The 13,682-nt window shown below is 60.9% G+C and carries 10 protein-coding genes; 2 read left to right on the top strand and 8 right to left on the bottom strand.

Annotated elements, in window-relative coordinates:
- Window positions 1-2,293 precede the first annotated feature (2,293 nt).
- From F560_RS0118835 to F560_RS0118815, 5 genes are all read right to left on the bottom strand, one after another.
- Window positions 2,294-2,797, bottom strand: coding sequence for a hypothetical protein (locus F560_RS0118835; RefSeq protein WP_156829050.1), 504 nt, complete (start codon window positions 2,795-2,797; stop codon window positions 2,294-2,296).
- Window positions 2,798-2,907: 110 nt separating this feature from the next.
- Window positions 2,908-3,765, bottom strand: coding sequence for a YitT family protein (locus tag F560_RS0118830; protein ID WP_019007312.1), 858 nt, complete (start codon window positions 3,763-3,765; stop codon window positions 2,908-2,910).
- Window positions 3,766-3,857: 92 nt separating this feature from the next.
- A complete protein-coding gene (locus F560_RS0118825; RefSeq protein WP_026298403.1) occupies window positions 3,858-5,084 on the bottom strand; it encodes a cation:proton antiporter in 1,227 nt (408 codons plus the stop codon).
- 6 nt (window positions 5,085-5,090) lie between these two features.
- Window positions 5,091-5,585 (bottom strand): cation:proton antiporter regulatory subunit, encoded by a 495-nt coding sequence (locus tag F560_RS0118820; RefSeq protein WP_019007310.1) that lies wholly within the window; start codon window positions 5,583-5,585, stop codon window positions 5,091-5,093.
- Window positions 5,586-5,736: 151 nt separating this feature from the next.
- On the bottom strand, window positions 5,737-6,099 hold the full coding sequence (locus F560_RS0118815; RefSeq protein WP_019007309.1) for a hypothetical protein: 363 nt from the start codon (window positions 6,097-6,099) through the stop codon (window positions 5,737-5,739).
- A gap of 169 nt (window positions 6,100-6,268) precedes the next feature.
- On the opposite strand from F560_RS0118815, the gene F560_RS0118810 reads away from it, so the two are divergent.
- Window positions 6,269-7,450 carry a glycosyltransferase family 4 protein gene (locus F560_RS0118810; protein ID WP_019007308.1) on the top strand — a complete coding sequence of 394 codons (1,182 nt, stop codon included), beginning with the start codon at window positions 6,269-6,271 and terminating at the stop codon, window positions 7,448-7,450.
- Window positions 7,440-8,792: a hypothetical protein gene (locus tag F560_RS24705; protein ID WP_019007307.1), complete on the top strand. Its 1,353-nt coding sequence runs from the start codon at window positions 7,440-7,442 to the stop codon at window positions 8,790-8,792. Before F560_RS0118810 ends, F560_RS24705 begins: the two co-directional genes overlap by 11 nt.
- Before the next feature lie 146 nt (window positions 8,793-8,938).
- On the opposite strand, the gene F560_RS0118800 is transcribed toward F560_RS24705, so the two are convergent.
- The 3 genes from F560_RS0118800 to hrpB all read right to left on the bottom strand — a co-directional run bounded on the left by F560_RS0118800 (window position 8,939) and on the right by hrpB (window position 13,531).
- Entirely contained in the window at window positions 8,939-10,087 is a 1,149-nt protein-coding gene (locus F560_RS0118800) for an RluA family pseudouridine synthase (RefSeq protein WP_019007306.1), read from the bottom strand.
- 119 nt (window positions 10,088-10,206) lie between these two features.
- Window positions 10,207-10,875, bottom strand: a complete 669-nt coding sequence (locus tag F560_RS0118795; RefSeq protein WP_019007305.1) for a tetratricopeptide repeat protein — start codon at window positions 10,873-10,875, stop codon at window positions 10,207-10,209.
- Between the two features lie 58 nt (window positions 10,876-10,933).
- The gene (gene hrpB, locus F560_RS0118790; protein ID WP_019007304.1) at window positions 10,934-13,531 is read right to left on the bottom strand and encodes an ATP-dependent helicase HrpB; all 2,598 of its coding nucleotides are present in this window, start codon (window positions 13,529-13,531) and stop codon (window positions 10,934-10,936) included.
- Window positions 13,532-13,682: the final 151 nt, after the last annotated feature.

Below are 13,682 nucleotides of genomic sequence, written 5' to 3'. Positions count from 1 at the left end.
AAGGAAACGGCGTCCACACCTCGAGAGGCAGAACGAAGGAATGTAAGGGCTAAGACCCAGCGTGACATGGGAGGGTAAGCCGTCGGGGGAATAGAGTGGATATCCAGAGTGCGGTCATACGACTCATCCATAGATTGGGAACAGCGTCCCAACCTCTATTCCCGCCTCCGGCTCCTCCAGAAAATTATGTCATAGCTACATGACTTATCCATCTTTCAGGATGGTCGATGGTTGAAAATCTAAGAACGAGTGAGAAAACGCGAGAAAACATTAAATAATAGTGGGAGGATACAATAAATTCATGACCCCCCTTTTCATTTATATATCTCTCCACTGACCTGCAGCGGTGCTGCAGGTTCTTTTTTTATCGTCGACACCGTATTTCCGGCGGACGTTCTCCTTCGCGTATAGGCACCTGCGGATAGGCATTCGCATATTGTGCAGTATCAATCAATCGCCAGCATTTCCCCCGCAACGAGGAGGAGAACCCCATGCCAAAACAACGGCCGGCAAACGTTCGGTCGAAAAGTCATCCATCGTCCGGCGGCACGTTAGCGAAACTTTCATCCCGTTCGCAAAAGTCCAAGACGCCGGAGCCGGCTAACAAGAAGCCGCAGGCCCAAAAGGTTCGTCTGCACCAAAGCGAAAACGAAACAAATGCCCCCGTCAGGCAAATCCCCTGGTGGGTGCTGCCGGCGGAGCAGCGCATGATGACTCCGGGCGGACCCGGGGGACCGGGCGGACCTGGTATGCCAGGCGGTCCGGGAGGGCCAGGAGGTCCCGGTATGCCTGGCGGTCCCGGAGGTCCCGGTATGCCTGGCGGTCCTGGAGGACCGGGGTTACCCGGCGGACCGGGGGGGCCCGGGCCATTTCCGCCCGGACCTGGGCCGTTCCCTCCGGGTTCCGGACCGTTTCCGCCCGGACCTTGGCCGTCATTCATCATCGTTCGTGTTCTGGGCGGCTTTACTTTCCCGGGAGCAACCCGTTCGGCATACGTTCCGTTCTTCCCCGGAATCACGATCCGTCAGGCATTGCTGTTCAGCGGGCTGGTCCGCTTCGGACCTTTCGGGCGGATCATTTCCGTCTCCGGCATCCCGATCGGCGCGAATGCTGGCGTAAGAATCCGCTACAATGGCCGGATCATTCCGGAATCCCTGCTGGACTTCCCTGCTCTACCCAACAGCACGGTCACGCTCGAATTATATGCTCTCTAGCCCGCGTAATCCGAACCGCGTCCTCCGCAAAAGCTGTCCTGCAAGCAACTAATCTGCCGAGAAAGGCAGCACGGTCAACCGGATGCATCCATTCAACAATCCGAAATGGGATCGCGCAGACGTTATTTTGGCTCCATCTCATTTCTTTTTTGGGCCATCACCGCTTTCTTGCGGGCAAGCGAAAGCCATCCGGTTTCAAGGCTGACTTTCGACAAGCATCAAAGCCAAAAACGCCGAAATCCTCCAGCCTCGCCAGCTCACCCTTCGCAGAGCCGGGTCTTCCAATTGCTATGAAAGCAATTGCTGGCGCGTAAAAACGGAAATGGGCCGTGCAATTGCTTTTTGCGCAACTACAGCCTTGTTTTCGGTCGCCGTCCGCTGAACCGGGTCTTCCAATTGCTATAAAAGCAACTTCTGGCGCGAAAAAACAGAAAAGGGCCACGCAGTTGCTTTTTGCGCAACTACAGTCTCGTTCTCGGTCGCCGTCCGCTGAACCGGGTCTTCCAATTGCTATGAAAGTTATGATGAACGTAAAACAGCCCCATTTGCACATCCGTAGGTTAAAATGGAGTTGCAACACAACCATTTCAGAGCTACATGCAAAGGAGCTGCTTACGATGAAGGATACCACAAAATACGTTGGATGTGTCGAAAGAAAAAAAATCGGTTGCCATTGCCGATTCAGGAAGGGAACCTGCCCGGTACTTCGGAATCATCGCACATCGTTCGGAAGCGGTCCGGCGATGTTTTTATCGACGAAGCTACAAAGGCCGTGGGAAGTTTGAGAGAGTTTAAAGGCTGTGGGAAGTTTGAGAGAGTTTTGGAGAGTTCGAGGGAGTTTGGGCAATTTGGGATGAACCGCAATGGTCCGAAGCGATTACGGAAGGGGGGGAAGTGCCCGCAACCGCCGGTGCACGCCGCCTGTTCCGGGGCTGGCGAGACATCAAGCTAAAACGGAGCCTCCAGCCTCACTTTTGCGGTGATTGTTGGAGGTTCCGTTGTTCTGTGTTCTTACATTTGGATTGACGCCCGCCGTCTTGGTACAGCCGTTCCGGAACAACCGCTCTGTCCTTCGGGTGTCAGTACAGCACGTCGACGGCTCCCGCCTGGCGAAACAGGGCGTCGTTCCGCTCGATGGAGCCGCCTTCCGCAACGAGAACAAACTTCCCTTCGTCCACCGCTTCGGCGCACGAACGGACGGCATGAGGCGGAATGCCCATTTGCTTCAGCGTTCCGCCGATGTCCGCATCGTCCCGGTTCCAACGAAGCAGCCCCAATACCGGTAAAGCCGACGCATTGCCGGACGAGCCGCCGCCTTGAAGAGGAGCGACCCATGCCGCCGCCGCAATGCCCGCGTCCTCCCCGGCAAATCCCGCATCCATGTCATCGCTGCGGGTCAGCGTGCCCTGCACGCCGGCAACCTCTTCCACCGGGGCTTCCGCGTGTCCGGCAAGCAGAGGGGCGTTCTCCCCGTTTTTCACAATGATTCGCAAGCTTTTCGCGGTCCCGGCGGACGAGCGAATCCGCTCCACCGCATCGAGCACCTGCCCCTCCCGTTCGAAAATGCCGATCGTCGTTGCCATTTTCTCCTCCTCGTCATGAGCGCCGGTCCGCGACAACGTCTGTCCGGACGCGCAAATTCGGGACACGGAATAGGGTTGCCCTTCCGAGGCAGGCATAATCATGCAGCGCCTTACTTCTTTTGCCGGCGGCGGGTCCGGGCATCGCAGACGGGCGGTTCCCTTCCCGACGCGACGCCGATCACCGCTTCCCCGTCGATCATCCTGACGAGCGCTCTCGCCCTCGCTTCTTCAAGCCGATTGACGGTGCAGAGCACGACGGGAACCTCGCCGCCGCGGCTTTCGGGCGGAAGCGGAGTCGCCTTACGGTTCAAGCTTTTTTGCAGAACCTCGACGATTTCCTCGGCGCGGACGCTTTCGATCCACAGCGTTCTCGTCATCAGGGAACCGTTCAGTCCGGCGCCCATCCACCATAACGCGAGAACGTACGCGACAAGCGAATGAAAAGACTGCTCCCAACCGATCAGCCAGCCCGTGACCAGAATAAGCGCACCGTTCAGCCCGTACAGGCCGTAACGGGCCCAGCTTTGCGAGATCCGGCCGACAACGTAATCGGACAAGTCCAGAAAGCCGCCGAAGCGCAGCACCCAGCCAATGCCCAGACCAAGGCAGGAGCCGCCCATCAGCGACGCAAGAAGCGGGTTCATCGTCAGCATCGGAGCCGGATGCAGCGCGAACACCCCCGCGGAGAAAAGCAAGATCGAAAATATCCCCCGCGCGCCGTAGCGTTTTACGACTTTCCGGTAGCCAAGCAGCACGAAAGGAAGATTGAACATAAACAGAAACAGGCCGAGCCGCATTCCGGTGAAATGGGAAAACAGGGCCGATATTCCGGTCAAGCCTCCCACGACGATCCGGTGCGGTATGAGAAACATCTCCAACCCGACCGACGCCAAAACGGCGCCGGCCGCTACCCCCGCCCATTTGCGGACCGCGCTTGCGGCAGGAAGGGCGGCATCGCGACTGGTCATGCGGCACGACTCCTTCCGTTATGGTGTATGGAGAATCCATGGGTGACGCAAATTCGTTAGTCTGCTGCAAATCTGCTGCGGTATATGGCAACTCAACTTTGCGAGCTTCTTTCCTGCGCGGCCCGCTTGCTGAAATGGAATACTTTGTCAAGCAGCTTGTAGATGGCTTTCGTTTCTTTCGTAAGCAAAGGGCCGAGAACGGCCAGGATCAGAACATACAGGGCGGCGAACGGCTGCAGAATCGCCATAAGTCCCCCCGCTTTGCCCAGATTGGCGACGATAATGGAAAATTCCCCCCGGGACACGATGGTCAGACCGATGTTGGTCGACGACTTCGGAGACAGCCCGGCGGTGCGTCCCGCAAGCATGCCGGCAAAGAAATTGCCGATCAGCGTCACGATGACCGCTCCCAGCGCGAGGACGATCGTTTTGGGCTCGATCAGGGATGCCGGATCGATGGTCAGCCCGAAACTGAAAAAGAAGATGGCGCCGAAAAAATCGCGGAACGGCACGATCAAATGCTCGATCCGCTGCCTGTGAACCGTTTCCGCCAGGACCAGCCCGACAAGCAGCGCTCCGATCGCTTCCGCCACGTGAAGCGTCTCCGAAAAACCGGCAACGATGAACAAAATGGAGAAAATAACGAGCAAAAACACTTCGTTGGAACGGATATTCAGCAGCTTGTTCAGGACCGGAACGGCTTTGCGGCCGATCAGGAGAAGCGCCAGCATGAACCCGAGCGACACCGCGGCTGACAAAAGCACGCCGCCCAGCGTCGAGGAACCGCTCAGCACAAGCCCCGACAAAATGGACAAATAGACGGCGAGGAACACGTCTTCGAACATGATGATGCCCAAAATCATTTCCGTCTCCGGATTGGCCGTCCGCTTCAGGTCGACCAGCACCTTGGCGACGATCGCGCTGGACGAGATTGTCGTGATCCCGGCGATAATCAGCACTTCTTCCAGCGGAAAGCCGGACACGAAGCCGAATACAAGGCCGAGCGTAAAGTTGATGCCGATATAAATCGTGCCGCCCACGACAATGCTTTTTCCCGCTTTGAGCAATCTGCCGACGGAAAATTCCAGCCCCAGATAAAACAATAAGAACAGGACGCCGATCCGTCCCATAAACTCGATCAGCGGCGCGCTGTTGATGAAGCGCAAATCGAAATGTCCCCAGTGAAAGGCGTGCGGGCCCACTGCCATGCCGATCAGGATGTAAAAGGGAATAACGGAAAACCGCAGTTTGGACGACAGCAGACCCGCCGCCGCGATCAAGGCGATCGCAATCCCGATTTCAAGAACGATATGCGTCAGATCCATTTAACCGCCCCCTTTTGCGAGAATTTCCCGGAACGCTTTCTGCTGGCGCCTTTCCCCCATAACCACGATCGTCGCTTCCGCCGTGAGTACGTAATCCGGCCCGGGATTAAGCTGTTTCGTCTGGTTTTTGCAGACGACCGCGAGGATGGTGACGCCGGAATTTTTGCGGACGTTGAGCTCGCCGATCGTTTTGCCGACGCATTTGCTTCCGGGCTCCAGCTTGTACCATTCGATGACCAGCTCGTCGAACGCCATTTCGATCGTTTCCAGCGCTTTCGGCTTGTAGGCCATGCCGCCGATAATGCCGGCCAACTGGCGCGCTTCCTCGTCGGTCAGCGTCACCATGGAGATCGAATCGTCGGGGTCGTCATGGTCGAAGTGGTACATTTCCCGCCTTCCGTCGTCATGAACGATGATCACCAATTTGTCTCCGCTATCCGTCACCATCTGAAATTTTCTTCCGATAGCAGGAAGTTCGGACTCGCGAATGTTCATGGTCAAAAAACCTCCACTATATTCATTTTTTAGGAAAACCGAAAAAGAAGCAGCACCAATAAATGTACCGATCGCTCAAAAAATGGGTACAGCAAACAAAGCTTCAACTATGAAATGGTTGAAACTGGAAATGAAAAAGGATATAAATCGCTTAGGAGACGAAATCGGAAGTAAATTTAAGAGGGGATAAATACAGCTGCTTTAAACGAAGGGGAATCCACGGGTATAGATAAAGCCGTTGGACTTTAGGGCGATCGGCGTTGCGTTCCGGGCCGAAAAGGCAAAGCAGCAGCGCACAAAGAACGCTTGCGGCCATCAGCTTCTTCGCGTAAACGGTGTTCGCCGCGCCGGCGGCTTTCGTATTGGAAGCGACCAGTTGGGCTACGGTCACCCGGCCGCTCTCGCTTGCGGAACCTTCGGATTCGGGTAAAGGAATGAACGAAATCGACATAACCAGCATGGAAATCAGCAGCAGCCATCTTGTCATGAAACGGTTATGCCTAGCCAGCTTCATCTGTCTCACCTCCCTGTCCAGTTCTTATTTCTTTTCATCCTCTCATTTCAGGATAACATATTCCATCCCGAAGGCCAAACCCGCCACCTGTATTTTTATCATAATCCGGGCTTTTTAGCCGTATCCATTTTACATCAAGCGGTTAACAGCCGCGCTGTGGAGGTGCGCAATGAACAAGCAGGCGCTTCAGATCGGATACGTCAGTACCTACGTACCGAAGAAATGCGGTTTGGCCACTTATACCCACCATCTCAGGGAAGAGGTGGCGGCGGCCAAAAACTCCCCTTCTCCCGATCCCGTTATCGCGGTTTGCGATCCGGATGAAGCGAGCGTATACGACAAGGATTTTCATTTTCCGCTGCTTAAGCACGTAAAAGACGATTATGCCCGAATGGCCGACGTCGTCAACCGGAGCTCGATCAACATCGTTTCGCTGCAGCACGAATTCGGCATCTTCGGCGGCGAAGCCGGCCATTACGTGCTGGAGTTTCTCGAACGGTTAAAAAAGCCGGTCGTCACGACGTTCCATACCGTCTTCGAACAGCCGGTCGAACCGTACGCGTCCGTTCAGGCGCAAATCGCCGCCCGAAGCGAGCATATTCATGTCATGAACCGGCGGGCGATCGGGTATTTGCACGACCGCTTCGACATTCCCTTGGACAAAATTTCGTTTATTCCCCACGGCAGTCCGGTTCCGAACTTTAAGGAGCGGAAGATCACGCGCCGGCAGTACGGCTGGGAAAACCGCAAGGTGCTGTTCCAGTTCGGGCTGCTCAGCCGCAGCAAAGGCGTGGAATCGCTGTTGAAGGCCGTCGCCCTCGCGGTGAAAGCGGTGCCGGACCTGCTGTATATCATCGCCGGCCAGACGCATCCCGAAGTTCGCAAGCACGAAGGCGAAGCGTACCGCGAGGAGCTCGCCAAGCTGATCGACGAGTTGGACCTTCGGTATCACGTGCGGATGATCAACCGCTATTTGCCGGAGGAGGAGCTGACCGCGCTTATTTCCGCCTGCGATCTGTATGTTACGCCTTATCCGGGCATGCAGCAAATTACGAGCGGAACGCTGGCGTACGCCGCCGGCTTGGGCCGCCCGATTTTAAGCACGCCGTACAGCTACGCAAAGGACCTCGTGCAAGGCTACGAAGAACTGCTGCTCCCTTACGGGGATACGGAAGCGTGGAGCGGCAAAATCATCGAGCTGTTTACGTACCCGGAACTGCTCGCAAATTGCGAGAAGTGGATGGTGGAGATCGGCCGCAGCATGCAGTGGCCTCAAGTGGGGGCGCAGTACTTGGGGCTGCTCGAGAAGGTGGCGGCAAAAAAATCGTGGAGCATGGCGGATGTGGGCTGAAGCAAACAAAAGGCGGACCGGTGCGCCGTCTTTTCGACACCTGCGCCGTTTGACGGACGATACCGGTCTTATCGAACACGCGCTCGGCCGCATTCCGCGGCGCAAAGAAGGGTATACGACCGACGACAACGCCCGCGCGCTGTGGGCCGTCTCCGAATGGCTGGCGCCGGAACGGGCGGCGCTTCTTTCGCCTGGCGACCGCGAGCGGCTGACGTCGCTTGCCGATGTTTATCTGGCCTTTATGCTGTGGTGCCAGGGCGACGACGGCTGGTTTCACAACAACATCGCCTATGACCGGACGCCGGAGCCGGAGACGAGGTCGCACGATTGCCAGGGGCGCGCGATCTGGGGCTGCGCCAACGCCTGGGTGCGTCTTGCCGCCGGGCAGCGGGAGACGGCGTTCATGCTGTTTCAGCAGTCGCTGCGGACGATCGGACGCATCGACTCGCTCCGCGGGCGGGCGTTCGCCCTCGCCGCGTGCTCCGAGCTGCTTCAGGCCGAAGACAGCGGCCGGATCGTTCTGCCGAAAGGGTGGCGCGGGGAGCTGAAGGATCATCTCTACCGTCTGGAGGAACTGCTGGACGGGGCATACCGGGACGCTTCCCGGGAAGGCTGGCATTGGTTCGAGCCGGTCATGACGTACGGCAACGGAGTGCTGCCGTGGGCGATGCTTCGGGCTTACCGCACGACGCGGCGTCCTTCGTCGCTGGAAACCGGGCTGGATAGCCTGTCCTCCCTTCAGGCGGCGATGACATCCGAAGGCGGCTGGTACCGGCCGATCGGCAACGAACATTGGCACACCCGGGATGTCAGCAGCCGCTGGGATCAGCAGCCGCTGGAGATGTTCAAGCTTGCGCTGGCGCTCGAGGAAGCGGCGGCCGCGCTGGAATCGGCGCGGAAGGATGGCGTGTTTCTCGTCATCTCCCCCGACGTTTCCGGACTCGGCACCCGCCGGCGCCAAGAAGCCGGTTCGCTCGCGGCCGGTTCGCAGACGACCGCCTCGAAGCCGGATTTCGGCCGCGCCTCGGACGGAACGGAACCAGGCGCGCCGGAGTCCGCGTTGGCGGCAGGCGGGGCCGCTACGGCCGCCGGCGAACGGAAGCCGAGAGTGGTGGACATCGGGGAGCATATCGCGGCGCTGCGGGCGTCGCGCGACCGTTGTCTCGACTGGTTCTACGGCGACAACGATCTGCGGGTGCCGATGGTGGACGAGGACGACGGCTCCTGCTGCGACGGGCTGCAGATGAACGGCCCGAACGTCAATTGCGGGGCGGAAGCGGCGCTTTCCTACTTGATGACGGAAGCGATATGCTATGACCGCAGGCGGGCGAACCAGGCCTAGAAAGAATCGGATCGTTGGCGGGCGGCAAGCTCAGCCTGAACGAGAGCGCCGGGCGGTGTCGCCCGGCGCTGATTGGCTTGTCCGTTTAATGGGCCCGCTGTCCGTTTGCCGGCGGCTTTCCGGGCTTTTTTTTGGAAGCTCCCGCCTTACCCGCGAAGCCGCCTCAGGGCTTCCGCGAAATCGTCCGGCAGCGGCGCTTGCACCGACAGGCGCTCGTTCGTCCACGGATGATGCCAGATGAGCCGTTCGCCGTGCAGCGCCTGGCGGGAAATAAGCCCGCGTTTGCCCCCGTACAGCCCGTCTCCGGCAAGCGGATGCCCGATGGACGACAAGTGGACGCGGATCTGATGCGTTCTCCCGGTTTCCAGCCGCAGCCGGACGAGCGTATGGTCCTTGAAGCGTTCCACAACCTCGTAGTGGGTTACCGCCGGATCTCCGGTTTCGCTGATGCGCCGGCGGGTGGAGTGATGGCGGTCCTGTCCGATCGGCTTGTCGATCGTCCCCTTGTTCTGGGGGATGACGCCTTCCGCCAGCGCCAAATACACGCGCTCGATCTTTTTCTCGCGCATCGCCTTGTCGTATTGGTAGTGAGCGAATTCGTTTTTGGCGTACAAAATGGGCCCCGTCGTTTCCTTGTCGATACGGTGGATATGACGGATTCTCACATCCTGGTTCGACAATTCGTAATACGCGGACACCGCATGGGCAAGCGTGCGGCGCTGTCCCTTCTCGCTCGGATGCACTTCGATGCCGGCCGGTTTGTTGACGACAAGCGTAAAATCGTCCTCATAAAGCACGTTCAGTTCCATCCAGTCCGGCGGAAAATCCCGCTCTTCCCGCGGGAACAGCTGCAGTCTGAGCATCCCGCCTTTCAGCTGCGCGCCCTTGGTCTGAAGCAGCTTCGAAATCAGCTTGGGCGGCAGCGGCGTAGCATTCAGCGCCTGCTGCAGCGTAGCGTTCGCCAGGTAATCGGGCAGGCGGATATCCATCCAGTCGCCCCGGCGCCGGCCCAGTTTAAGCCGGGGTCCCGCGGATAGGCCGGACGATGCCCGCAATCCTGCGGACGCGCCCGTTCCAGCCGCCCCCCTTGTCCGGGCTCCCGTTCCGCCGGCCGCCGCCGCGCCCGTCCGGGCTTTCGTTCCCGCGCCGGTCCCGGCTGCGGCTCTGCCGCCGGAGGGAGCGGTTCTTCGCCCGTGCGGGCGGCTGCCCGCTTGATCATGATGTTTCGCCCGAACGCGATCCGTCCGGCCGGTTCGTTCCTTCTTTTGCTGCCGGCTTTTGCCCGGTCCGCTCATCCTTCATCCACCCCGATCCCCAGTTTCGCACACACTATACGAGATCGGCGCACCGTTGTCAAATGGGCGTTTGTTGTCCGGCTCGGGAAGGGCCTTTTCGCCTCCTTTAGCGGCTGCCGCTACCGGCTGCGAAGCCAGCTTCTGAGCGCCCATTTCCGTTCGCGCCGCTTCATGTAACTTGGCAGCGAGCGGTAGATCTCCCGGCACTCCCGATCCGCCTGGCGGGCCTGCTCCGCGCGGCCGAGGCGCGCATAAACGCTCCCCAGCCGGTAATAACCCTCGCAGGAAGACGAATGAATCTCCCGAAACCGCTGCAAATAGTTCAGCGCTTTTTCCGCATCCGAATCGGCGAACGCTTCGCCCAGGCGCAAATACGGCAATCCGTACTTCACGCGCGGACTGATCTCGAGCGCCCGGAGCATGGCGCGTTCTCCCCGCTCTTTTTGCCCCAAACCAAGCTCCGCCAGCCCCAGATCGCTCCAATATTCGGCCGAATGATCCATCTGCGCCTCGATGCCGGCCAGCACCTCGCGGGCTTCGCCGTATTTTTTCGCTTCGATGAGCAGCCGCGCAAGCTCGGATTTGGCGGATACGTCGTGCGGGTTGAGCGCGAGCTGTCTTCTTAGCTTTGCAATCTCGCTTTGGCGGCGAAAAGGACGAAGCAGGCTGGGCGTCAAGCCGACAAAACGCCTTTCCAGAACATACAGGACGATCAGCAGAACGATCAGCGCCGCGAACGGATTGCCCAGCAGCGCCCACAACAAACCGAACAGAAAAAAGGTTTTCATTCGGGTTCCTCCTTCCGTACCTGCCCTTCGTACCCGGCCTGCATTACGGCGTTTCCGGTCAACCCGGCCTGACCCTGCGCGTCGCCTGGGCTTCCAGCGGATTGTCCGGCCAGTAATGTTTGGGATAGCGGCCTTTCAAGTCTTTCCGCACTTCAAAATATCCGCTGCGCCAAAAGCTTGCCAAATCCTTCGTCACCTGCACCGGCCGCTGGGCCGGGGAGAGCAGATGCAGGGTCAGCGGCACCCGGCCGCCCGCGATGCGAGGCGTCTCCGGCTGGCCGAACATCTCCTGCAGCCGCACCGCCAGCGCCGGGGACTCCGGGTCGGAATAGTCGACCGGCAGACGCGAACCGCTCGGAACGACGATATGCGTCGGAGCGTCTTCGTCCAGCCGGCGCCGCTGTTCCCAGGTCAGGGACGCTTCCAAAACGGCGGCCAGTTGAAGCCGCTGCAGGTCCGCCCGGCTTTTCATTCCGGCGATATACGGACCGAGCCATTCGGATACGGAAGCCGCCAGCGCCTCGTCCGACCAGTCCGGCCATTCCGTGTCGTAACGCCGGAGGAACAGAACCCGCTCCTGCAATTGTCTTGCGGATCGGGTCCAGGGCAGCATGTCCAGCCCTTCCTCCCGGATGCCCTGCAGCAGCGCCTGCGTCACCAGGTCCGGATCGGGACGGGCAAGCGGCCGCTCCCGCAGGACGACCGCGCCCAGCCTGCGCACGCTGCGGGCCCGCACAGCCTGGGCGCCGGCATCCCAGGAGACGGTCTCCTGCTCTTGGATCAGGTCCGAGAAGTGCCGGTCGAGCTCGGCTTCGTCCAGCGGAGCGGCAAGCCGTATCCGACCCTCCTGGCCCTGATCGTCCAGCTCGGCGGCCACGATGAATTCGGCTTGGGCGAGCGGCTGCCCTTCGGGGATGAACGCGCCCCGGCCGCCGCTTAGCGTATAGCGTCCGCCGCCGCGGCTGCGCCCGATCCGGTCGGGATAGGCAAACCCGAGCAGAATGCCGCAAGCGTGCGCGAGATCTGCGGCGGGTGCGGCCGGCGCCTGGGCTGCCGCGGCAGAAGGCGCTGTTGCCCGGGCTGCGGCTCCGGCGGCCGGGTTGCGCGCTGCAGCGTCCGCCGCTGCGCCGCTTGCGGCGGATTCCCCGGCCGCCGTGGCGGACAAGGCGCGGCGAAGCTCCTTCGCTTCGGCAAGCAGCCGCTCGCGGGCGCGCTCGTCCGCAAACGCGGCGGCGGCCCCGCCCCGCAGCGCTTCGATGCGCAGCCCGACGTCCGGGCTTCGCGCCGGCTCGCCGCGCAGCAGGTCGCGATCGCTCAGCAGCGCCGCAAGCTCTCCGGCCAGCTCGGCCATGCCGAGCGATTCGGCCTTCAGCAGCATGTGCGCAAGCCGCGGATGCGTTCCGAGCGCGGCCATGCGGCGTCCGTGCGGCGTTAGCGCGCCGCCGTCCGTCAGGGCGCCCAGCGAGCGGAGCAGTTCGCGGGCCTGCGCATACGAAGCGGCCGGCGGCGGATCCAGCCAGCGAAGCTCCAGCGGATCGGCAACGCCCCACACCGCCAAGTCGAGCGCAAGCGCGGCAAGATCCGCCTCGCGTATTTCCGGCGTGCCAACCGGCGCCAGCTGCCGGTCCTCTTCTTCCGTCCACAGGCGGTAGCAGACGCCCGGCGCGACGCGTCCCGCCCGGCCTCTCCGCTGGTCCGCGGACGGTCTGGACACCCGGACCGTCTCCAGCCGGGACATGCCGGTGCGCGCCGAGAAGCGCGGCACCCGCATCAGGCCGCTGTCGACGACGATGCGGACTCCCGGCACGGTCAAGCTCGATTCGGCGACCGAGGTGGACAGCACCACCTTGCGCCGCCCCGCCGGGCTCGGCGCAAGCGCCGCATCCTGCGCCTCCTGCGGCAGACTGCCGTACAGCGGCGCCACGTCCACCGGGCGGCCCGCCAGCGCCGCCCGCAGCTTCGCCTCCGTGCGCCGGATTTCCCCGGCGCCGGGCAAAAACACCAGCGCGTCGCCCTCGGGATGGGCGACAAGCGCCTCCAGCACGCTCGAGGCGACGGCGTCCTCGATCGCTCCTTCAAGCCGCCTCGCCGCATACCGCGTCTCCACGGGATACACCCGGCCGGGGCATTCGATCACCGGCGCCCCGCCGAGCAGCTTCGCGACGGACTCCGTCTCCAGCGTCGCCGACATGACAAGCAGCCTGAGATCGTCGCGGAACAGCTCCCGCGATTGCAGGCAAAGCGCCAGCCCCAAATCGGCGTGCAGGCTCCGTTCGTGGAATTCGTCGAAGATGACGATTCCGACCTCGTCGAGCGCCGGATCGGACTGCAGCATCCGCGTAAGCACCCCTTCGGTCACCACCTCGATTCGGGTGCGGGGGCCGACGCGGGTATCCGTCCGCACCCGGTAGCCTACGGTTTCCCCGACCGCTTCGCCCAGCGAAGCCGCCATAAACCGCGCGGCGCCCCGGGCCGCAAGCCGCCGCGGCTCGAGCAGGACGATTTTCCTCCCTTGAAGCCAATCCGCTCCGAGGAGCGCGAGCGGCACCCGCGTCGTCTTCCCCGCGCCCGGCGCCGCCGAAAGCACGGCATGGCGCTCGCGTTTTAACGCCTCCAGCAGCTCGGGGATCGATTGATCGATGGGCAACGATGACATTCCGTCTTCCTCCCGTACTTGCTTCTTTAGTTCCAGCTTATCACGTTTCGGGCAGCCGCGCCTCTTTTCGAATATTCCGCATAAAATATAAGGAGAAAACCTGCTTACCGCCGTCCCCGCTTGACACGGCTTCTTTTTGGGCGTATTTTTA

This window comes from Cohnella laeviribosi DSM 21336 (assembly GCF_000378425.1).
Classification (GTDB): Bacteria; Bacillota; Bacilli; order Paenibacillales; family Paenibacillaceae; genus Cohnella; species Cohnella laeviribosi.
The sequence above is the reverse complement of the archived record's forward strand: the minus strand, read 5'-3'. Positions and strand labels throughout refer to the sequence as shown.